This window comes from Flavobacterium sp. KH_001, from assembly GCF_057840745.1.
Map to the genome: position 1 here is coordinate 2355522 of NZ_CM174520.1, position 25402 is coordinate 2380923.

17 protein-coding genes are annotated in these 25402 nt (G+C 32.6%); 7 read left to right on the forward strand and 10 right to left on the reverse strand.

What is annotated here, in order from left to right:
* The first annotated feature begins 2 nt into the window (after window positions 1-2).
* Entirely contained in the window at window positions 3-314 is a 312-nt protein-coding gene (locus tag AC3ITQ_RS10190; RefSeq protein ID WP_026985797.1) for a DUF3467 domain-containing protein, read from the forward strand.
* Window positions 315-567: 253 nt separating this feature from the next.
* Here the strand turns inward: AC3ITQ_RS10190 and AC3ITQ_RS10195 are convergent, their stop codons facing one another.
* Both AC3ITQ_RS10195 and AC3ITQ_RS10200 read right to left on the reverse strand, forming a co-directional pair.
* Window positions 568-2160 carry a peptide chain release factor 3 gene (locus tag AC3ITQ_RS10195; RefSeq protein ID WP_489238553.1) on the reverse strand — a complete coding sequence of 531 codons (1593 nt, stop codon included), beginning with the start codon at window positions 2158-2160 and terminating at the stop codon, window positions 568-570.
* A gap of 156 nt (window positions 2161-2316) precedes the next feature.
* Window positions 2317-3756 (reverse strand): alpha-amylase, encoded by a 1440-nt coding sequence (locus AC3ITQ_RS10200; RefSeq protein ID WP_489238554.1) that lies wholly within the window; start codon window positions 3754-3756, stop codon window positions 2317-2319.
* 492 nt (window positions 3757-4248) lie between these two features.
* On the opposite strand from AC3ITQ_RS10200, the gene AC3ITQ_RS10205 reads away from it, so the two are divergent.
* Both AC3ITQ_RS10205 and AC3ITQ_RS10210 read left to right on the forward strand, forming a co-directional pair.
* Entirely contained in the window at window positions 4249-5679 is a 1431-nt protein-coding gene (locus AC3ITQ_RS10205; RefSeq protein WP_375031199.1) for a peptidylprolyl isomerase, read from the forward strand.
* Between the two features lie 79 nt (window positions 5680-5758).
* Window positions 5759-6712, forward strand: a complete 954-nt coding sequence (locus AC3ITQ_RS10210; RefSeq protein ID WP_489238556.1) for an AAA family ATPase — start codon at window positions 5759-5761, stop codon at window positions 6710-6712.
* Between the two features lie 58 nt (window positions 6713-6770).
* Here the strand turns inward: AC3ITQ_RS10210 and xrtN are convergent, their stop codons facing one another.
* Entirely contained in the window at window positions 6771-8000 is a 1230-nt protein-coding gene (xrtN, locus tag AC3ITQ_RS10215) for an exosortase N (protein WP_489238558.1), read from the reverse strand.
* Entirely contained in the window at window positions 8001-10496 is a 2496-nt protein-coding gene (locus AC3ITQ_RS10220) for an XrtN system VIT domain-containing protein (RefSeq protein ID WP_489238559.1), read from the reverse strand. It lies immediately after the preceding gene.
* Window positions 10497-10930: 434 nt separating this feature from the next.
* Here AC3ITQ_RS10220 and AC3ITQ_RS10225 point away from each other — a divergent pair, with 434 nt between their 5' ends.
* Window positions 10931-13702 carry a bifunctional aconitate hydratase 2/2-methylisocitrate dehydratase gene (locus tag AC3ITQ_RS10225; RefSeq protein WP_489238561.1) on the forward strand — a complete coding sequence of 924 codons (2772 nt, stop codon included), beginning with the start codon at window positions 10931-10933 and terminating at the stop codon, window positions 13700-13702.
* Window positions 13703-13823: 121 nt separating this feature from the next.
* Window positions 13824-16088 carry an aconitate hydratase gene (locus AC3ITQ_RS10230; protein WP_489238563.1) on the forward strand — a complete coding sequence of 755 codons (2265 nt, stop codon included), beginning with the start codon at window positions 13824-13826 and terminating at the stop codon, window positions 16086-16088.
* Between the two features lie 129 nt (window positions 16089-16217).
* Here the strand turns inward: AC3ITQ_RS10230 and AC3ITQ_RS10235 are convergent, their stop codons facing one another.
* A complete protein-coding gene (locus tag AC3ITQ_RS10235) occupies window positions 16218-17609 on the reverse strand; it encodes a Kelch repeat-containing protein (RefSeq protein ID WP_489238564.1) in 1392 nt (463 codons plus the stop codon).
* A 246-nt stretch (window positions 17610-17855) separates the two neighbouring features.
* Between AC3ITQ_RS10235 and AC3ITQ_RS10240 the strand changes: the two genes are divergently transcribed.
* Complete coding sequence (locus AC3ITQ_RS10240; protein WP_489238566.1) at window positions 17856-18998, forward strand: C40 family peptidase; 1143 nt, start codon at window positions 17856-17858, stop codon at window positions 18996-18998.
* On the opposite strand, the gene AC3ITQ_RS10245 is transcribed toward AC3ITQ_RS10240, so the two are convergent.
* From AC3ITQ_RS10245 to AC3ITQ_RS10265, 5 genes are all read right to left on the reverse strand, one after another.
* A complete protein-coding gene (locus AC3ITQ_RS10245) occupies window positions 18995-19390 on the reverse strand; it encodes a response regulator (RefSeq protein WP_489238568.1) in 396 nt (131 codons plus the stop codon). The genes AC3ITQ_RS10240 and AC3ITQ_RS10245 overlap by 4 nt on opposite strands.
* The gene (locus AC3ITQ_RS10250) at window positions 19380-20804 is read right to left on the reverse strand and encodes a sensor histidine kinase (protein ID WP_489238570.1); all 1425 of its coding nucleotides are present in this window, start codon (window positions 20802-20804) and stop codon (window positions 19380-19382) included. Before AC3ITQ_RS10250 ends, AC3ITQ_RS10245 begins: the two co-directional genes overlap by 11 nt.
* A 767-nt stretch (window positions 20805-21571) precedes the next feature.
* Window positions 21572-21910 carry a hypothetical protein gene (locus tag AC3ITQ_RS10255; protein ID WP_194659038.1) on the reverse strand — a complete coding sequence of 113 codons (339 nt, stop codon included), beginning with the start codon at window positions 21908-21910 and terminating at the stop codon, window positions 21572-21574.
* Between the two features lie 206 nt (window positions 21911-22116).
* Window positions 22117-22551: a hypothetical protein gene (locus AC3ITQ_RS10260; protein WP_375031189.1), complete on the reverse strand. Its 435-nt coding sequence runs from the start codon at window positions 22549-22551 to the stop codon at window positions 22117-22119.
* Between the two features lie 103 nt (window positions 22552-22654).
* The gene (locus AC3ITQ_RS10265; RefSeq protein ID WP_489238572.1) at window positions 22655-23038 is read right to left on the reverse strand and encodes a DUF5958 family protein; all 384 of its coding nucleotides are present in this window, start codon (window positions 23036-23038) and stop codon (window positions 22655-22657) included.
* A 718-nt stretch (window positions 23039-23756) separates the two neighbouring features.
* Between AC3ITQ_RS10265 and AC3ITQ_RS10270 the strand changes: the two genes are divergently transcribed.
* The gene (locus AC3ITQ_RS10270) at window positions 23757-25175 is read left to right on the forward strand and encodes an APC family permease (protein WP_489238573.1); all 1419 of its coding nucleotides are present in this window, start codon (window positions 23757-23759) and stop codon (window positions 25173-25175) included.
* Window positions 25176-25402 lie beyond the last annotated feature (227 nt).

Here is a 25402-nt window from a genome sequence, read left to right on the forward strand (position 1 = left end):
CTATGAGTAATCCGAAACAACAACAAGAGCAAATTAATATCGAGTTGGATGAGACTATTGCAGAAGGAATTTATTCTAATCTCGCAATTATCAACCACTCGTCATCAGAGTTTGTTTTAGATTTTGTGAGCATTATGCCAGGTATTCCTAAAGCCAAGGTAAAGTCAAGAATTGTCCTGACACCACAACATGCTAAAAGATTATTGAAGGCAATAGGTGAAAATATTCATCGTTTTGAAGTCGCTCATGGCGAAATTAAAGACACTGAACAAGCACCAATTCCACTTAATTTTGGTCCGGCAGGACAAGCATAAATTAAAAAAGCCCCAGTAATGGGGCTTTTTTTTGCTTGAAATTTAACGTTAAATGCACTTTAACCGATTTAATTTTACTTTCATCGACTAAATTTCGTTGGTGTACGACATTATTCTAAATTAGTAGTTCCTAATAGAAAAAATTTATTTTTTGGAATATAATGACTTAGTAAGGTTGGTTTAATTCAAATTAAAAAAAAGCGCTAATTATATAATTAGCGCTTTTTTTATGATATTATTAAGATTGAAGAATTTAATCAAATTCAGAAGTAAAAAATAATTTCACACTTGGATATTTATTTTGAGTCATTTGAATTGTAAAATCAGAATCGGCAAGGAATACCAATTGACCGTATTTATCGTGTGCTAAGAATTTTTGCTTGATTCGTTTAAATTCTTTAAACTCGTCATTTTTTGCATCGTCAGGTTTTACCCAGCAAGCTTTGTGGACAGGGAAGTTTTCATAAGTGCATTTTGCACCGTACTCATGTTCTAAACGGTATTGAATTACCTCATATTGAAGTGCTCCAACAGTTCCAATAACTTTACGATTGTTCATCTCTAATGTAAATAACTGAGCAACACCTTCATCCATCAACTGATCTACACCTTTATCCAATTGCTTGGCTTTCATTGGATCAGCATTATTTATGTATCTAAAGTGTTCTGGAGAGAAACTTGGAATTCCTTTGAAACTCATTATTTCTCCTTCTGTCAAAGTGTCTCCAATTTTAAAGTTTCCCGTATCATGCAGGCCCACGATGTCACCAGGATATGAAATGTCTACAATCTCTTTTTTCTCAGCAAAGAATGCATTAGGGCTAGAGAATTTTAAATTTTTCTTCTGGCGAACGTGATAGTAAGGTTTATTTCTTTCAAAAGTACCCGAAACGATTTTGATAAAAGCCAGACGGTCTCTATGTTTCGGATCCATATTAGCATGGATTTTAAATACAAAACCGGTCATTTTTTCTTCTTTTGGATCAACTAAACGAGTTTCAGAATCTTTTGGTCTTGGAGACGGCGCGATAGTAACGAAACAATCTAACAATTCACGAACTCCAAAATTATTTAAAGCTGAACCAAAAAAGACAGGTTGAATTTTTCCATCTAAATAATCCTGACGTTCAAATTTCGGATAAACTTCATCGATCAATTCTAATTCTTCACGAAGTTTTTCAGCTGCTTTTTGTCCAACAATTTTATCTAATTCCGGATTATTTTGAACATCAGAAAAAGCTATTGTTTCTTCGATATTTTTTCTGCTGTCTCCACTAAAAAGATTGATGTTTTGCTCCCATAAATTATAAATTCCCTGGAAATCGTAACCCATTCCGATCGGGAAACTCAAAGGAGTAACTGTCAAACCTAATTTTTGTTCCACTTCGTCCATTAAGTCAAAAGCATCTTTTCCTTCACGGTCTAATTTATTGATGAAAACAATCATCGGAATGTTTCTCATTCTACAAACTGCAACTAATTTTTCAGTTTGTTCCTCGACCCCTTTTGCAACGTCAATAACAACAATAACGCTGTCTACAGCGGTTAAAGTTCTAAAAGTATCTTCGGCAAAATCCTTGTGTCCAGGTGTATCAAGAATGTTGATTTTTTTGTCTTTATAATTAAAAGCAAGTACAGATGTAGAAACCGAAATACCTCTTTGGCGTTCGATTTCCATGAAATCACTTGTTGCTCCTTTTTTGATTTTATTGTTTTTTACCGCACCAGCTTCCTGAATTGCACCTCCAAATAACAATAATTTTTCAGTTAATGTTGTTTTACCTGCATCGGGATGCGATATAATTCCGAATGTTCTTCTTCGTTGTATTTCTTTTAAAAAGCTCATATTTTGTATAAATAGGTTTGCAAAAGTACTATTAATTACGGCTTAATAAAAATATTCACTTCTATAATTTAGAAGACATTACTTTATGAAGAGAAACTTTTAGACAAAAAAAAGACTGTTTTTTTAGAACAGTCTTTTTAAATGTTATTTTTTCAATTATTGATTAATAGACCAAACTGAATATCCCTTTGGTGGACATTGAATTTTTACCCATTTATCTGCTTGAGTAGTTGGGTACCAAGTTGAATTTCCTGTAAAATCTTTGATTTGGGTATTTGCCCAATTTGTCTGAATCCATCTTTCTTGCCAAACCGTGGAGTTGTTAATATAAACTACCAATCCTGGATTTCCATTATATCCATTCCTTCTTGCTACATATTCATCATTATCTGAATATAAAATAGAAGTGTTTCCAGTGGCTTTATTGTTGTGAATCCAAATCAGGTTATTTAATTTGTTTTTGTCTAACCATTCTTCGTAATCTCTGTAAAAGATTGTTGGATATCCTTCATGCGTTAGAATGTATGAATAAGCCAATAGTTTATTTGAAATCTCATCAGTATCATGATTTGCAACAAATGTTACAGCTTTGTATGGATTTCTTTTCCACATCATATCATCGTTCAAAAGAGCTAAATTATTTCCGTCAAAAGCATCATTCATTTTGTAATAACAAGCAAAATCAAATACAGAACTGTTAGCACTATTAGCCCAGTTGTTTAGGATGTCTACGTTAGAATCCCATAATTCACCAACCGAAAAACCACCAACGTTTGCATTCCAGTCATAAACAACCCAAGGAGCAAAACCTTTTACGTAGTCAAATCTCCAGCCATCAAATTTCATGGTATTTTTATAATATTTACCAACGCCATCAGCTCTTTTCCATAACCAGTCTTGCACATAAGGATCGGCATGACATAAATCTGGAAAACCTCCAAAGGAGCCTTCGTCGTTATTACCATAACTATTTTTATAAAAATTTACATAAGTACGTTTGAATTTTCCAGATGCAACTCCATTAAAATTAGTCCAGGTGTTGGTGCCAGTAAAAGGATTAGCTTCTGATTGTCCTCCACTATTGTGATTAATTACAATATCGGCATATACTTTCATGTTTTCAGTATGAGCTTGTGTGATCAAATTTACCAGCTCTGTTTTAGAACCAAATCTGGTTTCTGTAGTTCCATTTTGATTGTAATCTCCAAAATCAAAATAATCAGTTGGGTCATATCCCATTGAAAAGGGACCATTTTGTGCTTTAGAAGCAGGTGGAAGCCAAATTGAACCAATTCCGGCATTCGACCAGGCAGTTACTTTTCCGCTAACAGTATTCCACCAGGTTCCTCCAGCAGGAACATCCCAATAAAAGGCTTGCATCATAACTCCACCTCCCGGATTATCAACATACTTTCCGGTTAGTGAAGATTTAGTGCCGGTGCTGAAAGGCTTTCCATCATGATGTGTGACATTAATAATTTCAAATTGTTGACTTTCAGCTTTTGAATCAACTTCATTTGTTTCATTTGGCGAACACGAACAAAAAAAGGCCGTGATTGCCATCATCAAATAGATTTTTGCATTGTGGTTTTTCATAATTTAGATTTGGTTAAAAAGGTTAATAAAGTTTGTAATTATTTATTTTCAGGTAATTAAAAGTAATATTTCGTAATTTTAACACCCTAAAATTATTAATTACACATCTAAAGTATGTGTTTTTTAATTCGGTTTGTTTTTATAAAAAAATAGTTATACAACGAAAACGTTGTAGTGTTTAAAACTTTTTTTTATTTACTTGTATTTTAGTTATTTGTATTCTAGATAAAGTGATTTCTGAAAAAATACAGGAATGAGTTTTAGTCCTCTTTTTGATGAATAGGCATTAAGAAATTAGTTCTATTTCTGAAATTAAAATGCGAGCCATATAATTTTTTGTTAATAGTATGGCTGATAGTTGTATTATGTGATTGAATTGTTATTTTTGTTCGTTATAAGTTAAAAAGAACTAGATATTAATTATTTAGTGATTTTTGGTTTGAAAACGAAATACGAAGGCAAGATCTTTACATTCAAATTAAATTTAAAATAATGTTATTAAAAAAATTACAGCTAAAAACAATTGATTACAAACTAGTGTTGACAATGTGTTTTTTACTTTTTTTCAACTCAGTTGTATCAGCTCAGGAAATCATTCCAGATGTTGTGGCTCAAAAACCAGTTGAAGTTCCTTCTGGACAGAAACTAAAAGTTGACGGTATTATTGCTACTGTTGGAGATTATATTGTTTTAGATTCAGATATTGATAAAGGATTTTTAGAAATTGCTGCTCAGGGTGGGAATGTAAAAGACATCACAAGATGTCAGATGCTTGGCAAGCTTTTAGAAGATAAACTATATGCACATCAGGCGATTCAGGATAGTATTATAGTTAGTGATGCAGAAGTTAGGGGGATGATGGAAGACCGACTCAATTATATGGTAAAACAAGTTGGTGATATTAACAAAGTAGTTGAATATTACAAAAAAAGTTCAGTAGAAGAATTTAAAACCTATTTTGCGGATATTTTAAAAGAGCAAAAATTATCTTCAGAGATGCGAGATAAAATTGTTGATGGTGTACAGATTACACCTGAAGAAGTTCGTAATTTCTTTAAAAAAATACCAAAAGAGGATTTACCAACTTTTGGAGCTGAGATGGAAGTAGCACAGATTGTGGTAGAACCTAAGGTCTCTAAGGAAGATAAACAGAAAGTAATCGATAGATTAAATGCCATCAGAAAAGATGTTCTTGAAGGCTCAAGTTTTGCTACAAAAGCCGTTTTATATTCGCAGGACCCTGGATCTTCTTCTAATGGAGGTTATTATAAAATGAATAGAAAAACTTCTTTTGTTAAAGAATTTAAAGACGTAGCATTTAGTTTGCAAGAAGGCGAGGTTTCGGAGCCTTTTGAAACAATTTACGGTTTTCATATTATTATGGTAGATAAAATTAAAGGGCAGGAAGTGGAATTACGTCATATTTTAATAGCTCCGACTGTATCGGAAGATGCTTTGAAAGAAGCCAAAGAGAGAATTACCAATATCAGGAATAAGATAGTGGGTAATGAAATTTCTTTTGCTGATGCAGCAAGAACTGAGTCTGATGAAAAAGAAACTAGAGCAAATGGTGGAATCCTTATAAATCCTAATACACAAGATACACGTTTTGAGTTGACTAAGATGGATCCAACATTATACAGTCAGGTTTCAAATTTAAAGGACACTGAAGTTTCTCAGCCACTTTTAAGTACAGATGAAAAAGGGAAGAAAACGTATAAATTAATTACGGTTACGAATAGAATTGATGAACACGTTGCTGATTATGCTAAAGATTACACAAAAATTAAAGATTTGGCACTGAAAGAAAAACAGATTGAAGCAATTGGAAAATGGTTCGATACTAAGATTAAAGATACGTACATTAAAATTATTGGAGAATACAGAGATTGTGCTTTTGCAAACAATTGGTTGAAAAAATAATTTTTATTAAATAAATAAAAAGAGTTAGTTTTATGAATTCATAGAGCTAACTCTTTTTTAATTTAAAAAACATACTTAAATGTCTGACGTAGCAGCAATTCATAATTTAGTTCAAAAAAGAAACGAATTAAAATCAGAAATAGCAAAAATCATTGTAGGCCAGGATGCAGTTGTAGATCAAATTTTACTGTGTATATTTTCAGGAGGACACGCTCTTTTAATTGGGGTTCCGGGTCTGGCAAAAACGTTAATGATAAACACTTTGTCTCAGGCTTTAGGATTAGATTTTAAAAGAATTCAGTTTACTCCGGATTTAATGCCTTCGGATATTTTAGGAAGTGAAATTCTTGATGAGAACAGACAGTTTAAATTCATCAAAGGACCCATTTTTTCAAACATTATTTTAGCAGACGAGATCAACAGAACGCCGCCAAAAACACAAGCGGCTTTACTTGAAGCCATGCAGGAACGTTCGGTAACTATTGCTGGTCAAAACTATAAATTAGATTTACCATACTTTGTATTGGCAACTCAAAACCCAATTGAGCAGGAAGGAACGTATCCGTTACCGGAAGCACAGTTAGATCGTTTTATGTTTGCTATAAAATTAGAGTATCCAACTTTTGAAGAAGAAGTGCAGGTTGTAAAACGTACAACATCTGATGCTAAAACAACTATCAATCCATTATTTACTGCACAGGAAATTATCGATTTTCAGCACTTGATCCGCAGAATTCCTGTTGCTGACAATGTTATTGAGTATGCTGTGACTTTGGTAAGCAAAACTCGTCCGGACAATAAATTATCTAATGATTTTGTAAAAAACTATCTAGATTGGGGGGCAGGTCCAAGAGCTTCTCAGAATTTAATTTTGGCAGCAAAAGCACATGCAGCTTTTCATGGTAAATTTTCTCCGGATATTGAAGATGTAAAAGCTGTTGCAACAGGAATTTTACGTCACAGAATTATTAAAAATTATAAAGCGGATGCTGAAGGAATAACAGAAGAAATTATTATTCAGAAGTTGATGTAGAAAATATAAAATTATTAAAAAGCCTAACAAATTTATAAATGTTAGGCTTTTTTTATGGCTAAACTTTAGTTGTTTCGTTAATCAAGCGAACAGGCTTGTTGATGAATAACTTTATTAAAAGAACTTCTATGAGAGAAGTGTACTTTTTCTTATTACATTCATACCACCAATACGAATAATACTGGATATTGTTTTTCTCCATTTTAACTCGCCAGATGTTTTCATTTCCTTTTTTAACTTCTTTTGATTCAATTATTTTATAGCCAGTGCCAGTCCAGCAAACCAAAGGATTGTGATTGGAAGTTTTAATGTAAACTAGTTTGTCTGGTGTTACAATCTTAAATACTTCCTTATTTACCCAAACTCCTATTTGATTTTGATATTCCGGATCTAGGTTTTCAAGTAAATTATAATGCTGTTCTTTTTTAATTTCAAAACTTGTTGTGAATACTAGTATTGCCGGAATTATAATGAAGAAAATAGGGTAAAGATTCTTCTTTATTTTAATCTCTTCTTTTTTCGGTTTAAAGAATCGGATCAAAAAAAGCATAGGTGTAATTTGATAAAATATAAAGCAGATTATTCCAATAGTATGATGTAATACATTTTCTTCCGTACAATCAAATAAGATCAAAGTGATGATTCTGAAATAATTTGAAATAATATTCAGCACAATCAAAAGACAGCAAAAGAGAAAAATTTGTGTAATGTTGAAATACTTCTGGTATTTTTTTTCTTCCAACGTTAGTAAAAGTGCTCCAGACAATAATCCAGTTTTAAACATGGATAGCCCCATACAGGCAGTATCGACTGTAATTTTGGAATTGTTGATATAAAAATTGACACCCTCTATTTTACTGATTGGAATAAAGTTTTTCAATGTTACATACACATAATAGCAAAGAGATTGTTTTATTTCCGTTGTCAGATAATCGAAAAATGTACTAAAAAGCGAAGAAAACAAAAGAATACAGATGAACGCAATAAATGAAAACTTTTGAGTTATGTTATAATATATGAGGCAGACAAATAAAGCTAAAGCCAAAAAATGTACAGATTTGGTATGCAGACGGTAGCTGATAAATTCTAATATAAAAATCATTGCAAAGAGGGGAAAGTTTAGGTTTAAGGTCGTTTTTCTTCCCCCAATAAAAAATAATGCTATTGAAAATATAATTCCAAACAAATTGCTGTCAAGTCCTGTCAATACAATCTTATAGTTTATAATTAAAAGACAGAAAACGATAAAGATGCCGATTGCTTTTTGGTATTTCAATAGATGATTCATTTAAATAGTCTGTTTTTTGTTTTTTCTGTAATAAAAGTAAAGTGTTGCAGTTCCGATAATAATTAAAAGCCATTCATATGGTTCCGGAACCGAGCCATCATTATTTATAGAAGCATTTCCTAGTGTATTTACGTTTTTCTCAATACCATTCTTTTTATAATCTTCATCTGTTTCGAGAACAATTAAGGAAGAAATTGGCGTAACGATATTAGCGTCTTTTGCTATTTCAACATATTGATTATTAGCCAAAGTGTCTCCCTGGATTTCCACATGTTTTTCCAGGACTTTTCCGAATGCATACATTCTGTAAATATGATTGGTACCATTACTTTTTGAAATACTGTCTTTTAGGTTTTCCTGAATAGAAATTTGCGAAGGCTCAATGTTTACAGAGCTGGTGTCTGTTTTGAATTGAATAAATTGATGTTTTTCAATCAGTTGTAAGCTGTTTTTTAAACTCGTCTGAAAGTAATCGACATATTTTTGTTCTTTAACTGTTTGCCAAAATGGGTTTATGTCAGCGGAAATATTAATAACCTTGATGTTTCTTTCTCTGGTTTCTGTTTTAATTTTTTTCAAGTAATTTGAATCTTCCAAATCTTCAAAATTGGCTGAAAATGTTCCTGATTTTGTAATAATCAAACTGTTTTCGGCCAATTTATAAAACGGTAATAAAGAATAATGAAAATCTTCAAAATCTAATTGAATTGCTTTGAAATTCTCTTTATTGATTGCTGTTTTTTGACCGTTAATAAAAACGTAGATATTTCTTTTATTAAGATTTACAAATGATTCGATTTGTTTGGTGGTCCAATTGGTATTTAAATCCAGAATAATTTCAGAAGGAGTAAAAGGAATAATTGTTTTTTGAATGTCTTTAACTTCATAAATCTTGTTTTTCCAGGAAAATGAAATATGGCTAATTTTGTTTAAAGGCATTTTTGCCTGCCAATCGTCCAGTCCTTTTGATTGATTTATGTAAAATCCATTTTTGAGTTCGAAGTCTTTGCTGGCCTCAATTTTTGTGTTTCCAACTACTTGAATTCTTGAAATTGTTTCTGAATTTGAAATATTCGGACCTTTTATAGAAAGACTCTGATAGTTCATTTGATTATCATGTACTTTCAAAGGAGTTGTAAAGCCACATTTAAATGTTCTTGGTGTTTTGTTGTTTATGGGAAAAACTCTTATTACAACTTTGTTTCCTTCTTTCCATTGCATTAATGAAGGATCACGGTATTCTACACCAACAATTTTTGTGTATGCTTTCTTTGCTTTTTCTTTAGTAGTTAAAATACCTTTTCGCTCAATTCCGTTTACCCAAAGAGAAAGTGAAGTAGCAACGGATCCTTCAGGTAATTGAAAAGAATAAATAGCCTCCTGATTTTGCCATGAATTTTCGGCGGCAGAAATATTCATTGTGATTTCAGTATAAGCTAAACGAGAATCGGAATAAATTTTTACATCTTCTTTAATGCTTTTGGTAAATAAATCTTCACCACTCCAAAGTTGTTCCTCAGTTTCTAATCTTTTATCAAAATTTGATTTCAGTATGTTTATTTTATCGTCATTGCTCAGACCGGAATCTTTGCAGAATAAGTAAGCGATACTAATAAAAGGATTGTGTGTTTTTCTCTCGTTAAATTGTTGATTAGTGAATGTGTTGAAATTTCCGAATGAAAAGAAATTATCCGGGCCAACGTAAACAATGTTCTTCTTTAATAATATTTCATTGAAAAAATTAGGCTTAAGGTTTTGTGAAACAGTAATATAATTGGGTAAATCATCATTGTTGTTAAAGGATTTAACCATTGTGGTTTTTGCTATTTTATTGCTTTCAATACTTAGTCCTATTGTGAAAACTATTAAACTAATTACTACAATTGAAAATCCAGCACTGAAAGAAATAAAGTAAATTCGGTTTCGCGCTAAATAACGAAGAACAGTTAGTGTGTGAATAATAATAACTATGGCGGGAACCAAACCATAAAAGCCTAATCCTAATGCAATGATTCCGATAAAGGAATAAGGCATAACCGGAATAAGATATAGTGCGAAGTAAAGTATTATGGTGAAAGAAAGGCCATTAAGGAAAAAGTAATAAGGAGTATTTGCGCTTTCATCTGAGTTTCTGTAAATAAAGAAATTAGAAATACAGAAAGTAAAAGTTACAATATAAACCCAAATAGGCAAATCCTGAAAAATTGGAATTAAAGTATTAAGACTGAAACATCCAATAAACCAATTCAATATTAAAAAGGAAGTAAGATGAATGTAGGTTTCCTTATCTCTTAAAATTAAAAAAGAAAGCACGGTTCCGTAAACAAACTCAAATATTAAACTTGGTATGGCAATAGATTCAGAATTGTGGAAATGGAATTCTTTACTTGTAAGTGAACTGATGAAAAAGATAGTGCTGAAGAGTGTGACTATTAAGCTAATTAGGACTCCTGGTTTTTGAGCGTAATAATTTAAAATTTCTATTTTGTGTTTCATAGTTATATTTTTTTAAAAGTACTTTGATTTACAAAGTTAATAGAAATTTTGAATTATAAGATTTTTGTTTCATTTTTTTTGAAAGCCTTTTTAGACTTTCGATCCCTTCCGGATGAATGTTTAAAAAAGAAGGAAAAAACACAACTATAACGTTATAAATTCTTATTTAGAAAGATTCTTAGTGAAAAACGATGTAAAATCTCACTTCGTTTCTAACAACAAATTTCGACTTTGTTAAAGAAAAGATTTTAAAATACCAATAATTCATTATTTTAATATAAAATTGATGTTTTGTCAAAAACAAGCGGTCAAAATCGTTTTTTAACAATAATAATTTTTAAAAAGGCGACTTCTATTATATTTTTTTTAATTCTCGGCTTTAATAGCTAAATTTGCGAACAAAAAAATAAAAATACCTAGAAAATACCTCCATTATGAACATTTATAAGGATTACATCCAAGAAATTGGAGAAAGAAAAACACAAGGGCTTCACCCAAAGCCAATCGATGGTGCAGAATTATTAAGTGATATCATCGAGCAAATTAAAGATTTGAATAATGAGTACAGAGAAGATTCTCTTAACTTCTTTATTTATAATGTGGTACCAGGAACTACTAGTGCTGCTGGTCTTAAAGCTAAATTTTTAAAAGAAATTATTCTTGGTCAATTCGAGGTTAAAGAAATAACACCTGCTTTTGCTTTTGAATTATTATCACACATGAAAGGTGGGCCTTCTATTGAAGTTTTATTGGATTTAGCGCTAGGTAATGATGTTGCTATTGCAAAAGAAGCAGCAAATGTTCTTAAGACACAAGTTTATCTTTATGAGGCTGACACAGACCGTCTAAAAGAAGCATTTAAAAATGATAATGCAATTGCAAGAGAAATTCTTGAAAGCTATGCAAAGGCAGAATTTTTTACTGCATTGCCAGAAGTAGTTGAAGAAATTAAAGTGGTTACTTTTATTGCTGGAGAAGGTGATATTTCGACAGATTTATTATCTCCTGGTAATCAGGCACACTCGCGTTCTGACCGTGAACTTCATGGTAAATGTATGATTACTCCTCAGGCACAAGAAGAAATCCAGGCATTACAAGCAAAACATCCTGACGCTAGCGTTATGTTGATTGCTGAAAAAGGTACGATGGGTGTAGGTTCATCAAGAATGTCAGGTGTAAACAATGTGGCACTTTGGACAGGTAAAAAAGCAAGTCCATATGTTCCATTCATTAATATTGCTCCAATCGTTGCAGGAACAAATGGTATTTCGCCAATTTTCCTAACAACAGTTGATGTTACTGGTGGTATTGGTTTAGATCTTAAAAACTGGGTTAAAAAACTAGATGCAGAAGGTAACGTTATTCGTAATGAAAATAATGAGCCAATCCTGGAAGAAGCATATTCTGTTGCTACCGGAACTGTACTTACAATAAATACAAAAACAAAGAAACTTTATAACGGCAACCAAGAGCTTATTGATATTTCTAAGGCATTTACGCCTCAGAAAATGGAATTTATAAAAGCTGGAGGATCATACGCAATTGTATTTGGTAAAAAACTTCAAACATTTGCAGCTAAAGTTTTAGATATTGAAGCTCCTCTTGTATTTGCTCCATCAAAAGAGATTTCTATTGAAGGACAGGGTCTTACAGCAGTAGAGAAAATCTTTAACAGAAATGCTGTTGGAATAACTCCGGGTAAAGTATTACACGCTGGATCTGATGTTCGAGTAGAAGTTAATATTGTAGGTTCACAAGATACGACCGGTCTTATGACAGCTCAGGAATTAGAATCTATGGCTGCTACAGTTATTTCGCCAATCGTTGATGGTGCATACCAATCTGGTTGTCATACAGCTTCAGTATGGGATAAAAAAGCGCAGGCAAATATTCCAAAATTGATGAAATTCATGAACGATTTCGGATTAATCACGGCTCGTGACCCGAAAGGCGTTTATCATTCAATGACTGACGTAATTCACAAAGTTCTTAACGATATTACAATAGATGAATGGGCTATCATTATTGGTGGTGACTCTCATACAAGAATGTCTAAAGGTGTTGCTTTTGGCGCCGACTCAGGAACTGTTGCTCTTGCATTGGCTACTGGTGAAGCTTCAATGCCGATTCCGGAATCAGTAAAAGTGACTTTTGTTGGAGAAATGAAGGGTTACATGGATTTCCGTGATGTGGTTCATGCTACACAATCTCAGATGCTTAAAAAGTTTGGTGGTGAAAATGTATTCCAAGGAAGAATTATCGAGGTTCATCTTGGAACTCTTACTGCTGACCAGGCCTTTACTTTTACAGACTGGACTGCAGAAATGAAAGCAAAAGCCTCTATTTGTATTTCTGAGGATGATACTTTGATTGAATCGTTAGAGATTGCAAAAGGTAGAATTCAGATTATGATTGATAAAGGAATGGACAATCATAAGCAAGTTCTTCAAGGATTAATTAATAAAGCAGATAAGAGAATTTCTGAGATTAAATCGGCAGAGAAACCAGCTTTACAACCAGATGCAAACGCTAAATATTACGCTGAAGTAGTTGTTGATCTTGATCAAATTATCGAACCAATGATTGCTGATCCAGACGTGAACAACGTTGATGTTTCTAAAAGATATACTCACGATACTATCAGACCTTTATCTTTCTACGGAGGAGATAAAAAAGTAGATCTTGGATTTATTGGTTCTTGCATGGTTCATAAAGGAGATATGAAAATCCTTGCCCAGATGCTTAAAAATATAGAAAATCTGCATGGTAAGGTTGAGTTTAAGGCGCCACTTGTAGTTGCTCCTCCAACCTATAATATCGTAGATGAGCTTAAAGCTGAAGGTGACTGGGAAGTTTTACAAAAATACTCAGGTTTCGAATTTGATGACAATGCTCCAAAAGGCGCTGCACGTACAGAATATGAGAAAATGTTGTATTTAGAGCGCCCAGGATGTAACCTTTGTATGGGTAATCAGGAAAAAGCGGCAAAAGGAGATACTGTAATGGCAACTTCTACGCGTCTTTTCCAGGGAAGAGTTGTTGAGGATACTGAAGGTAAAAAAGGAGAGTCATTGCTTTCTTCTACACCAGTTGTAGTATTGTCTACAATCCTTGGAAGAACTCCAACTTTAGATGAGTATACAGCTGCAGTAGATGGTATCAATTTGACCAGATTTGCACCTTCTCATAAATTATTAGTTATGTAATCATCAGATTAGTTAATTATATGCAAAAGCCCGAGTTATTCTCGGGCTTTTTCTTTTATGGCTACTCTATTTTTTGTATCTTGTCGTGTTCAAAATAAAAAAAACAAAAACAATTATACTTATGGCTTTTGATATTGAAATGATTAAAAAAGTGTATGAGAACATGCCAGGTCGTGTTGACAAAGCACGCGAGATTGTAGGTCGTCCACTTACCTTAACGGAGAAAATTTTGTACAATCACCTTTGGGATGGAAATCCGACGAAGGCGTTTGGAAGAGGAGTTGATTATGTTGATTTTGCACCGGATCGTGTAGCATGTCAGGATGCAACTGCTCAAATGGCATTATTGCAATTTATGCACGCTGGAAAGCCTAAAGTAGCAGTTCCTACAACAGTTCACTGTGATCACCTGATTCAGGCAAAAGTAGATGCGGCAACCGATTTGGCACGAGCAAAAACACAAAGTAACGAAGTTTTCGATTTCTTATCGTCAGTTTCTAATAAATACGGAATTGGTTTCTGGAAGCCAGGAGCCGGAATTATTCACCAGGTAGTGCTTGAAAATTATGCATTCCCTGGCGGAATGATGATTGGTACCGATTCTCATACTGTAAATGCAGGTGGTTTAGGAATGGTAGCTATAGGTGTTGGTGGGGCTGATGCCGTAGACGTTATGTCCGGTATGGCTTGGGAACTTAAATTTCCTAAATTGATTGGTGTAAAATTAACTGGTAAATTATCGGGATGGACTGCTCCTAAAGATGTTATTCTTAAAGTTGCTGGTATTCTTACTGTAAAAGGTGGTACTGGTGCAATCGTTGAATATTTTGGTGAAGGTGCAACTTCTATGTCTTGTACAGGAAAAGGTACTATTTGTAACATGGGTGCTGAAATTGGTGCTACAACTTCAACTTTTGGTTATGATGATTCTATGAGTCGTTATTTGCGTTCTACAAATAGAGCAGATGTTGCAGATGCTGCAGATAAAGTAGCTTCTTACTTAACTGGAGATGCTGAAGTATACGCTAATCCTGAAAAATATTTTGATCAGGTTATCGAAATTAATTTATCTGAATTAGAACCACATTTAAACGGTCCTTTTACTCCGGATTTAGCTACTCCAATTTCTAAAATGAAAGAAGAAGCAATTAAAAATAACTGGCCGTTGCAAATACAGGTTGGTTTAATTGGTTCTTGTACCAACTCTTCTTACGAAGATATTGCCCGTGCAGCTTCTTTGGCAAGACAAGTAAGTGCTAAAAACTTAAAAACTAAATCTCAATTCACCATTACTCCAGGTTCTGAAGTAGTTCGTTATACAATTGAAAGAGATGGATTCATCGATACTTTCGAAAAAATTGGTGCTACTGTTTTTGCTAATGCCTGCGGACCATGTATTGGTATGTGGGACAGAGAAGGAGCAGAGAAAGAGGAAAGAAACACGATTGTTCACTCTTTCAACCGTAATTTCTCAAAACGTGCAGATGGTAATCCAAATACTTTAGCTTTTGTTGGTTCTCCGGAATTGGTGACTGCTATGGCAATTGCAGGTGATTTAGGTTTTAATCCGTTAACTGATACTTTAATCAATGAAGATGGAGAAGAAGTAAGGCTTGAAGCTCCAACAGGAGATGAATTGCCTCCAAGAGGATTTGATGTTAAAGATCCAGGTTTTCAGGTTCCGGCAGAAGATGGATCAGGAGTTCAGGTTGTTGTGAGTCCGACATCGGACCGTCTGCAATTATTAGCTCCTTTTGATGCTTGGGATGGTAAAAATATCACAGGTGCAAAATTATTAATCAAAGCATTCGGAAAATGTACTACTGACCATATTTCTATGGCTGGGCCATGGTTGCGTTTCCGTGGGCACTTAGATAATATTTCTAATAATATGTTGATTGGTGCTGTGAATGCCTTCAATCAAAAAACAAATTCGGTTAAAAATCAATTAACCGGAGATTATGATGCAGTTCCTGCTGTAGCACGTGCTTATAAAGCTGCTGGAGTTCCTTCTATTGTTGTGGGAGATCATAATTATGGAGAAGGTTCATCTCGTGAACACGCTGCTATGGAACCACGTTTCTTAGGTGTAAAAGCAGTATTAGTAAAATCTTTCGCTCGTATCCACGAAACAAACCTTAAAAAACAAGGTCTTTTAGGATTGACTTTTGCAAACGAAGCGGATTATGATAAAATCCAGGAGAATGACACTATTAATTTTACTGATTTAACCGAGTTCGCTCCGGGAAAACCATTAACATTAGAGTTTCTTCATGCAGATGGTACTAAAGATATTATCCTGGCAAACCATACATACAATGCAGGTCAAATTGGCTGGTTTGTTGCAGGTTCAGCATTAAACTTAATTGCCGCTGGAAAAGCGTAATCTTTAAGATTTAATTATACTAAAAACGCTCTGTGAAAACAGAGCGTTTTTGTTTTATGAATAAAAGATAATTAATTCAAATGACGGGATGAAAATTATTAGAGGTTAGAATTTAAGTATATCAATTACTTAGTTGCTTTTAGCTAAACTTAATCCTTGCGATAAAACTTTGATTCTATTTGGTTTTGTACTGTCAAATTCATCAATACTTATGCTGTATACATTTGCAGTAGATAAACTCGCATAATTTATAAATGAATTTCCTCCTGCAATATATAATTTATTGTCAAAAAAATGCATTGCTGAAGCCTTTACATTTAGTTCAATTAAATATTCTTTAAGCAGTTTTGATTTTGTATCGTAAACACACATTTTTCTGTCACCAAAGAAATAAATAATGCCATTATTAGATGTTACAGCTGTATTGTCAAAATCAGAGAACAATTCTCCTTCGATTTCCCATTTTTCAGTTGTTAAATCAAAGCTTTCGATATTTGCTAAAGGTTTTCCATTATTTCCTCCAATTAAATAAATTTTATTATCAATTATTGTCCCTGCGGTTTCTTTTGCAATTGGCATACCGGCAAGCTCATACCAATAACCAGAAGTTATGTTGTAAAGGTGTACCTTGTTTGTAAATTCTTTTTGCCCTTTTTCTGTTGATTTTATTGAGCCTCCTAAGACAATAATATTGTCGTTGTAAGAAAACGAAGTTGCATTTGAAGCCTGATGAGGGTAAGTTTTGTCAATCTTGATATTTTGTTTAGTTAGATCAAATACTTCAATTTCATTTTCCAGATACTGATATTTTCCGGTTTTAGAAATTCTTTTTCCGCCCAAAACATAAAGCTTATTGTCGTAATAATTAAGGTTGTTAAAAGCTCTTCTTTTGAATTTGACTTCAGAAGTTGTCCAGGAATCTTTTGCAATATCGTAAATTAACAAATCGGGTTGGTAGGAAATTGATGAACTTTGATATGCAATTTCAAAAAAGTATTTTTCTAAAAACCGAGGATCGTCAGAGTTGATGTTTTTTGCTTTTATAGCTTCTAGAGCATCAGTTTCGTAACTTTCATTACCTCCTACAATATAAATTTTGCCATCTTTAATGCAAGATCCAAAAGAGGCAATTGGTTTTTTTAAAGGAGTCAGCGTATTAAAAGCAAGTTTTGATTTTAGTTTCAATTCGTAATTAGCACTGATTGTTAATTCTGATAAATTTTCCATTTCCTCTGGAAGAGAAACCTTAAATTTTAATCTTTTTAAATCTTCAAGATTAATTTTTAAAGTTGTAAATCCGATATGAGAAAACTCAATAAGATCGTTTTCTTTAAAATTTGAAGGTAATTTTAAGCTAAACTCTCCATTTTCATTTGTTAATGATGTCGTAGTAAAATTGAATGTTGAAATATTTACATCGTCTATTGGAAGGTTTGTTTTTTCAGAAACAACTGTGCCTTTAATGTTTTGTGCAATTGAAAGTAAAGGCAGTAACACGAGTGATAGAATTAATTTTTTCACAATAGTTAAGATTAAGGTTTGTTTGTGGAATATAAAGATATAACTTTTCTTATAAAAATACATGTTTTCGAAAAAGATGAAGCGATTTTAAGAGGGTGTGTGCTAATTTCAATAAAATAAGTTGTTAAAAAATGTGCTTTTTATGCTTAAAAAAGTTAAATTCGCTTTCCCTCAAAACAAAATTCATTTTTTTAAGTTTGAAATAAGAAGATTAAGCTTAAGAGAGCGGAGATTAAATAGAATAAAATGGTTTTTAGATTAATAATAGTAGTGTTTTTTTATAGTGTAAGTGTTTTTTCTCAGGAGAAATATATCAAACATAAAATCTCAAAAGGAGAAAATCTTACTCTAATTGCTAAGAAATATGGAGTAAAAGCAAAAGATATTTCAAAGGCGAACCCAAATGCGCCCAAAGTTTTAAAGCTAAATTCGATCTTGTTGATTCCAAATGTTAACCAGATATCTGAAATTAAATCAACCGAAACGGTTTCAAATACTACTCCGGGTTTGCATGAAATTCAGGCTAAAGAAACACTTTGGGGAATATCAAAAAAGTACAACGTCTCAGTTGAAGATTTAAAAAGAGCAAATCCTTCATTAGAAACCGAAGGGCTGAAACCAGGTCAACAAATCAATATTCCATCAAATTCAATAGCGGTCTCGGAAAAACCAATTGATGATCTTAAGATTGTAACGGATGTTGAGGTAGTTGTTGAGGTCCAGCCTAAAGAAACAAAATATGCAATTGCCAAAAGATACGGATTGACAGTTGCGGAATTAGAAAAGCAAAATCCATTTATAAAAGGTAAATTACCTGTTGGGTATGTTTTAAAAATTCGTACTTCTAAAAAAAAGGCTGATGCAGCTCAGGCGTTAATGCAGCCAACAAATCCAACTTTAAAAGATTCTTTATCGGTTCCGAATCAAAACGTGCAAATTGCTGAAAATTCAGAAATTAAAAAAGATACTTCTACAGTTATAAGAGTAAGTAATCATTCAGATTTAATTAATCAGTTGGTGATGAATGCCACTGAAAATATTGGAGTACGATATCGGTCTGGTGGAACTACAAGAGCTGGTTTTGACTGTTCTGGTTTAATGATTTCTACTTTTAGTAATTTTGATATTAAACTACCCCGAAGTTCTATTGAACAATCCCGAATTGGTGTAAAAGTTAATTCAGGCGAAGCTCAAAAAGGTGATCTTATCTTTTTTAGAACTAACGGAAGGCGACAAATTAACCATGTTGGGATGGTAATTGAGGTAGCTGATGGAGAAATTAAATTTGTTCACTCTTCTACTCATGGAGGTGTTATAATCTCTTCGACTAAAGAGCCTTATTATGAAAGGACTTTTTCACAGGTAAATCGTGTTTTAGAAAAAATTTAGCCGTTCAGATAAATTTTATTTCTGAATTCTTCAATTGGGAAAGGTTTACCTAAAAAATCGGTAACATAAATACTTTCACTGATTTCTTTAATTTCTTCAGGATCTAATGTCGAGGAAAGTACATAAATTTGATTATCTTTCTTTAGTTCGCTATCTAGTTTAGCATTCGCATTCAAAAATTCAAAACCATTCATCACAGGCATTTGTACATCGAGAATAATAATAATCGATGGGTAGAGTCTTTTATTAGCAAGAAGCCACTCAATGCCTTCTTTACCATTGTTGGTTATATGTACTTCTTCTATACAAAGTACCTTTTTTAGTAATTGTTTGATGACAAGCTGATCTATAAGGTTGTCTTCAATTAATAAAAATACATTTTTAACTGGCATAGGCATATGGGATTGTTACTATGAATTTACTTCCGATATTGCTCTGTGAGCTTACTGAAATGTTTCCTTTAATGTTTTCTACCGCCTCTTTGACTATATAAAGACCCAAACCCGACCCTTTGTTTTTGTTGGTGCCAAAGTACATTTTAAAAATATTGTCTTTGTATTCATCATTAATTCCAATTCCGTTGTCAGCCACTTCGATTTTATGAAAACCATCTATATAATAGGTTTTGATGGAGACATTCATTTCTTGCTTATTACTGTCTGCGTATTTAATGGCATTTGAGATTAAATTAGAAATGATGATTTTTAGACGTAAATTATCACTTTGAATTTTATCTATGAGTAACTCTTTAGTAAACTTAATTCGGTTTGCATTTTCTATATGCATCAGTTGAGAAATAGACTCGTCGAATATTTCCATTAGGCTTACAGGTTCCATGACGACTTCATATCGTTTGTTTTTAGAGTAATCAATGATGTCATTAATAAAGCGATCTTGTTTGGCAAGACTTTGATCCATTAAGTTGAGATATTTTTTAATTTGATTTGGATCATCCTCTAATTGTGTTATTTCTATAAGTCCTTTTAATGATGTAATAGGGGAGCGAAGGTCATGCGATGCGCTGTAAACAAAGCGATCAAGTTCATGATTAACAATCATTAAGTTTTCGTTTTTAACTTCGATTTCTTTTTTAGAAACGATAAGACGTTTTACCATTATAGAGTAATACAAGCAAACACTACATACAATCATTAGGATAAAAAAAATGTTTGTTATAATAAGTAAACTTTTTATTTGTCGAGTTCCTTCTCCTAAGGTGTTGGAGAAGTTACGTTCGTTAATGGTAAGTTTGTCGCTAATACTGCTAATTTTCTGAAGATATTTTTGTTGATCAGCATGGGTTAGCATGTTTCTCTCTATTTTGGCATTAATTTGTTGGCCAATAATAAATAATTCAGAAATCAATTTATCACCTTGTTCCCACTCTTTTATCGCTTTTGCCAGGAATGAAACGTTCTTAAAGTTTTCAAATAACCATATGACATCATCTAAGTCCTCTTCTTTATTTCGTCCTGTAAGTAATCCTTTTCGGGCTACTTCATTATCGCCTACTTTTAAAAGTGTTATTCTTGCGATTCCGTCACCTTGAGGTACTTTTAGTTCTTCCAAGTATAATTTCCATTGATTTTGGTCTTTGTTGTACAGATAGGTAATCAGATGGCGCGAAGCATCTTTTTGCCCTTTGGAATAGTGTGATTCACCATTTATGTAAGCTCTGTTCGCAGACAGGGTTTTGATAGTAAAGTAATTGATGCATATTAAGAGAGCACAAGAAACAAATACAATCAGTAACAGAATGAAAACATTCGCAAAGCGTAATTTCTTTAAAAAAGGGAACTTCAGCATAGTTTTGTATTTGTTGGTTAATAATTTGATTTCCTGAATCCTTTATGAACATCTTACAATTTTTATATTTGAAATAATCGTTCGGGGTAGATGATTTCTTTTTTAAAAAATAAACAATTGTTAATGAAATATCTGAGTTTTGAAGACTTTTGACATCTCTTTCAAATTTAATAAAAAAAAGTGATTTAGATTGAAATAGTGAGAATTTTCTTTTTTGTCTTGTTTTTTAGGTTTCAATAATCTGATAATTAAGTATTTGAGCGATGTTTTGTTCTGGTTATAAATTCTCTGAATTCAGAAAAAACTTCCTTTGAAATTTGGATAAATCTTATAAAAGTAAAAAAAGACATTCTAAAAAGCCTTTTTTTGTTTAACTATTTCAGTGGTTGAAAATTGTTGGAATTGTCACATACAACATCCTTGTTATGTAGATATAAGGATGGTTATTTATATATGGAATAACATCTCAGGTACAATTAAATCTGAAATCAAATGTTATTTATGTAATATAGGATTTTGAGAAAAGATACTTTTCTGGTTGCTTCGATGAAAAAAAATAGTAACGTTCTACAGCTATATTTAAAAGCTTATTTTGGTAAATATTGACTGGTATCGTCTTTGTTAAATTTATTAGTTATAATTTCTTCTTTAGCAAAACTTGCTTTGGGATCCGTATCAGTTTCTTGAAATTTTGAGTTTGAAATTGTCTAATTTTTAATTTTGTTTATTGCTTTCTTTTGAATAATTAGTTTAGATTTCGTTGAAAACTAAGAATTAACATTTATCAGTCCTTTAAAAAACTGAATACCGCCAAATAAAATGGCGCCCCAAAAAATAAAGCCAATGTCAGCTAAGGTTAAAATGGTGCCACCACAAAACCACAATGCACCATAAACCATATCTTTTCTGGCTTTTTCGTGTTTTGCTTCCTGTATTTCGATTTCTACGTTTTCTACTATCAATTCTGCAATTTCATTGCTTAGTCCTTGCGCGACAAGCTGGTTTTTAGCTTCGTGAGCTGATTTGTTTTCGTTTAAAAGTAAATTTGCTACATAATTGTAATGATGATTTGCTACATCTGGTATTTCTAAATTGTTGGTTTCCATAAAGTGGTTAGTTTTGGTTGGTTAAGTTTTATAGTTTTGATTTTCAAATATAAATAGTTGAAATTGTATAATGTTACGGGAAGACGTAAACTGTTAAAATTTTATTCTTCAAGTTGACACTAACCCAATGCTACGTTATTTTTGAGCATAAAAAAACTGCAATTTTTAGATTTGCAGTTTTTTGTTAGCTAGCTTTGTTTTTATGTCTATTCTATTCTTTCGAATCCGCTACCAATACCATCGTAGTTATTATCATCAATCGAAAGTTTATTTTGCTCATAAATTTTAATGATACCGTTTGTCACAAAATATCTGCCGTCTGGATTATTGCTCATATCGCATGTTATGTACTTTTCCATCTCTCCGGTATAAATTGATTTTATCGTGGTAAGTTCATATTTTCCAATCATCACTTCTTTTCCATCTTTAAGTATAGTAAAAGTGTAATTTTTCATTAAATTCAATTGAAGAGTAGTTTCGGTAGAGGCAGGCGTTTCGTGTAAATGATCGGCAAAACCTCCGTGAGTTCCGGTCCATTTCCATTTTCCAACAAAATCGGAGTTTTGAACTTTATTTTCACTTTCGGCACCGCAGGAAATAAATGTAATTGCAGTAATTAAGATGGTAATAAACTTTCTCATAATCTTTGGTTTATTATAAGATGAAAGAATTTTGAATTGGTTGCGTTTGTAGCTCTACTATTTTGGAAATAAATGAGTTGAAGTCCTGAGGCTATTTCGTTTTTTAATAAATTTCATGCCAAAAGTGCCTACAACCATTTTTGCATTCGGTATTTCTTCTTTCCGTGTCTGTAATTTTAAAAATCCAAAGCAATGCTGTTATTGTTTTTATATTTTCACTTTTTGGAAGTAGAGGCAGCTTACTTAATGCAATTTTAGTTGGATAGGTTTTTAGAATTACAATGGGAGTATAAGTTGGTTTTAATGGAATTGTTGCTAATGCATTTTGGTATGCTTCTGTATTATAATCTATTTTATTTGGAATAGAATTGATTATATAATTGTTTAAAGTCACAAAAAGTTCCTGAAAATCATATTGTAATAATTGTTGAAGACCAATTTTAAAATCTAATTTATCTTGTGCAATTTTATTGATTATTTCTTCCATTTGGAATTTACTTTTAATTAAATTTTTTAAAAATAAAAGAATCAATAAGAATAGGTAAGAGCATTGTTCCGATTGATATTACAAAAGTATATAGGTAATCAATTTTATATTTTGGAAATTTTCCAATTTCTGGTTCTCTATTGAATATTTTGAAATAAATATTTCTTGTAATCTTCTGAAGAATTAAAAAAATAAAAAGCATTTGAGAGCCAAAATAACTTAAGCTTCTCATTTCATTATTAGAGTTGTCTTCAATTAATATTCCAGTAATAATTAATAGAATTGCAATTGAAATCCAAATGGTAAATATCTTTTTCTCGTTTAATCTTTCTATTTGAAATCCCACAATAAAAAGGGGAATTGTATAAATTATATAAAGTAAAATGTCAATATTCATTTTTCTTATTTTCGAATTATTCCAGCTAAAGTATGAAATATCCTTTTAAATTTTAAATAGAATATCTTCTTATGAAACTGAAACCTGCATGAGGGATAGAGGCGGTATCTCCCGATTTAGAAAAACAAGGCTTTTTAGCCGTAGTTTTTGTTAATCGGGAATATAGCCGATAGCCCGACCCGCTTTTTCGGCGGGACATGCCCAAATTATTATATTAAAGGTTTTTATTTTTAATTGGAATTGGGAATTTTCAAAATTTGGAATTTGAAATTACAAGATTTCTAAAAAAAGTATATCTTTAACCAACCCAAAACCAAAAAAATGCAAGAAAACGAACAAGACCAAGAACATTTTAAAAGAGAACTCGGATTACTAGACGGAACCATGCTTGTCGTGGGATCTATGATTGGCTCCGGGATATTTATCGTAAGTGCCGATATCGCGAGACAGGTAGGATCAGCAGGCTGGCTAACACTAATTTGGCTCATCTCTGGATTAATTACCATTATTGCTGCTGTAAGTTACGGCGAGTTAAGTGCCATGTTTCCAAAAGCTGGTGGACAATATGTTTACCTTAAAGAAGCTTACAATAAACTGATTGCCTTTTTGTACGGCTGGAGCTTTTTTGCCGTAATTCAAACCGGAACAATTGCTGCCGTTGGAGTGGCTTTCTCAAAATTTGCCGCTTATATTTATGAACCGTTAAGCGACGAAAATATTTTATTCGAATTGGGTTCTTTCAAACTCAATGCAGCACAATTAGTGTCTATTTTCACTATTATATTATTGACTTATATAAACAGTTGTGGAGTGAAAAACGGAAAAATTCTGCAAACCGTTTTAACGATTATCAAAATTTTATCATTGTTGGGTTTAATTGTTTTCGGATTGACACTTGCTGCAAAAGCTTCGATTTGGGATGCAAACTGGGCTGATGCGTGGACAACACGTTCATATAATGCTGAAAGTGGGTCATGGCTTCCAATAAGCGGAACAGCTTTGATCACCGGAATTTCTGCTGCGATGGTGGGATCCTTATTTTCAAGTGATGCCTGGAATGGAGTCACTTTTATTGCGGGAGAGATTAAAAATCCAAAACGTAATGTTGGTTTCAGTTTGTTTTTAGGAACTTTTATTGTAACGATAATTTATGTTTTGACCAATTTGATGTATTTGGCTGTTATTCCACTTGATGAAATTGCAACTGCAAAATCAGATAGGGTAGCGGTTGTAGCTTCACAATATATTTTTGGAAATATCGGGACATTGATTATTGCAGTCATGATCATGATTTCGACTTTTGCCTGCAACAACGGATTAATTATGGCTGGTGCGAGAGTATATTATACAATGGCTAAGGATGGTTTGTTCTTTAAAAAAGCAGCTGTTTTAAATGAATCTAGTGTTCCTGCATGGGCTTTATGGGCGCAATGTATCTGGGCTTCGGCTCTATGTCTGACAGGGAAATATGGAGATTTATTAGATTTCGTAATCATCATTGTATTGATTTTTTACATTCTAACGATCTACGGAATTTTCATCTTACGTAAAAAAATGCCAGATGCCGAAAGACCCTATAAAGCTTTTGGATACCCGTTTTTACCAATGTTATACATCATTATTGCATCAGCAATTTGTATTTCATTGTTATTGACAAAATTCTCAACTTGTGGTTGGGGAGTGTTGATTATGCTAACAGGAATCCCAGTTTATTACTTAACGAAACCAAAGGAATCATAGAAGTTGCTAAGGTACTAAGATGCTAAGACTCTAAGTTTTTTTGTAAATATAGAATACGCCTTGTTAATAGCAAGGCGTTTTTTTTGTATCGAAAAACTGGTAAATCTGCGTGAGAAAATAATCTCCCAGTCAGAAAGAAAAGTAAACTTTGTGTCTTTTCGTCTTCGTGGCAAAAAAAACTTGCGAACCTTGCGTAAATCCTTGCGCCCTTTGCGGTTAAGTTTCAG

What these genes read in the sequence shown, in the direction of transcription:
- AC3ITQ_RS10190 (WP_026985797.1), top strand. Translation starts at nt 3, where the DNA reads ATGAGTAATCCGAAACAACAACAAGAGCAAATTAATATCGAGTTGGAT.
- AC3ITQ_RS10195 (WP_489238553.1), bottom strand. Translation starts at nt 2,160, where the DNA reads ATGAGCTTTTTAAAAGAAATACAACGAAGAAGAACATTCGGAATTATA.
- AC3ITQ_RS10200 (WP_489238554.1), bottom strand. Translation starts at nt 3,756, where the DNA reads ATGAAAAACCACAATGCAAAAATCTATTTGATGATGGCAATCACGGCC.
- AC3ITQ_RS10205 (WP_375031199.1), top strand. Translation starts at nt 4,249, where the DNA reads ATGTTATTAAAAAAATTACAGCTAAAAACAATTGATTACAAACTAGTG.
- AC3ITQ_RS10210 (WP_489238556.1), top strand. Translation starts at nt 5,759, where the DNA reads ATGTCTGACGTAGCAGCAATTCATAATTTAGTTCAAAAAAGAAACGAA.
- xrtN (WP_489238558.1), bottom strand. Translation starts at nt 8,000, where the DNA reads ATGAATCATCTATTGAAATACCAAAAAGCAATCGGCATCTTTATCGTT.
- AC3ITQ_RS10220 (WP_489238559.1), bottom strand. Translation starts at nt 10,496, where the DNA reads ATGAAACACAAAATAGAAATTTTAAATTATTACGCTCAAAAACCAGGA.
- AC3ITQ_RS10225 (WP_489238561.1), top strand. Translation starts at nt 10,931, where the DNA reads ATGAACATTTATAAGGATTACATCCAAGAAATTGGAGAAAGAAAAACA.
- AC3ITQ_RS10230 (WP_489238563.1), top strand. Translation starts at nt 13,824, where the DNA reads ATGGCTTTTGATATTGAAATGATTAAAAAAGTGTATGAGAACATGCCA.
- AC3ITQ_RS10240 (WP_489238566.1), top strand. Translation starts at nt 17,856, where the DNA reads ATGGTTTTTAGATTAATAATAGTAGTGTTTTTTTATAGTGTAAGTGTT.
- AC3ITQ_RS10245 (WP_489238568.1), bottom strand. Translation starts at nt 19,390, where the DNA reads ATGCCAGTTAAAAATGTATTTTTATTAATTGAAGACAACCTTATAGAT.
- AC3ITQ_RS10250 (WP_489238570.1), bottom strand. Translation starts at nt 20,804, where the DNA reads ATGCTGAAGTTCCCTTTTTTAAAGAAATTACGCTTTGCGAATGTTTTC.
- AC3ITQ_RS10255 (WP_194659038.1), bottom strand. Translation starts at nt 21,910, where the DNA reads ATGGAAACCAACAATTTAGAAATACCAGATGTAGCAAATCATCATTAC.
- AC3ITQ_RS10260 (WP_375031189.1), bottom strand. Translation starts at nt 22,551, where the DNA reads ATGAGAAAGTTTATTACCATCTTAATTACTGCAATTACATTTATTTCC.
- AC3ITQ_RS10265 (WP_489238572.1), bottom strand. Translation starts at nt 23,038, where the DNA reads ATGGAAGAAATAATCAATAAAATTGCACAAGATAAATTAGATTTTAAA.
- AC3ITQ_RS10270 (WP_489238573.1), top strand. Translation starts at nt 23,757, where the DNA reads ATGCAAGAAAACGAACAAGACCAAGAACATTTTAAAAGAGAACTCGGA.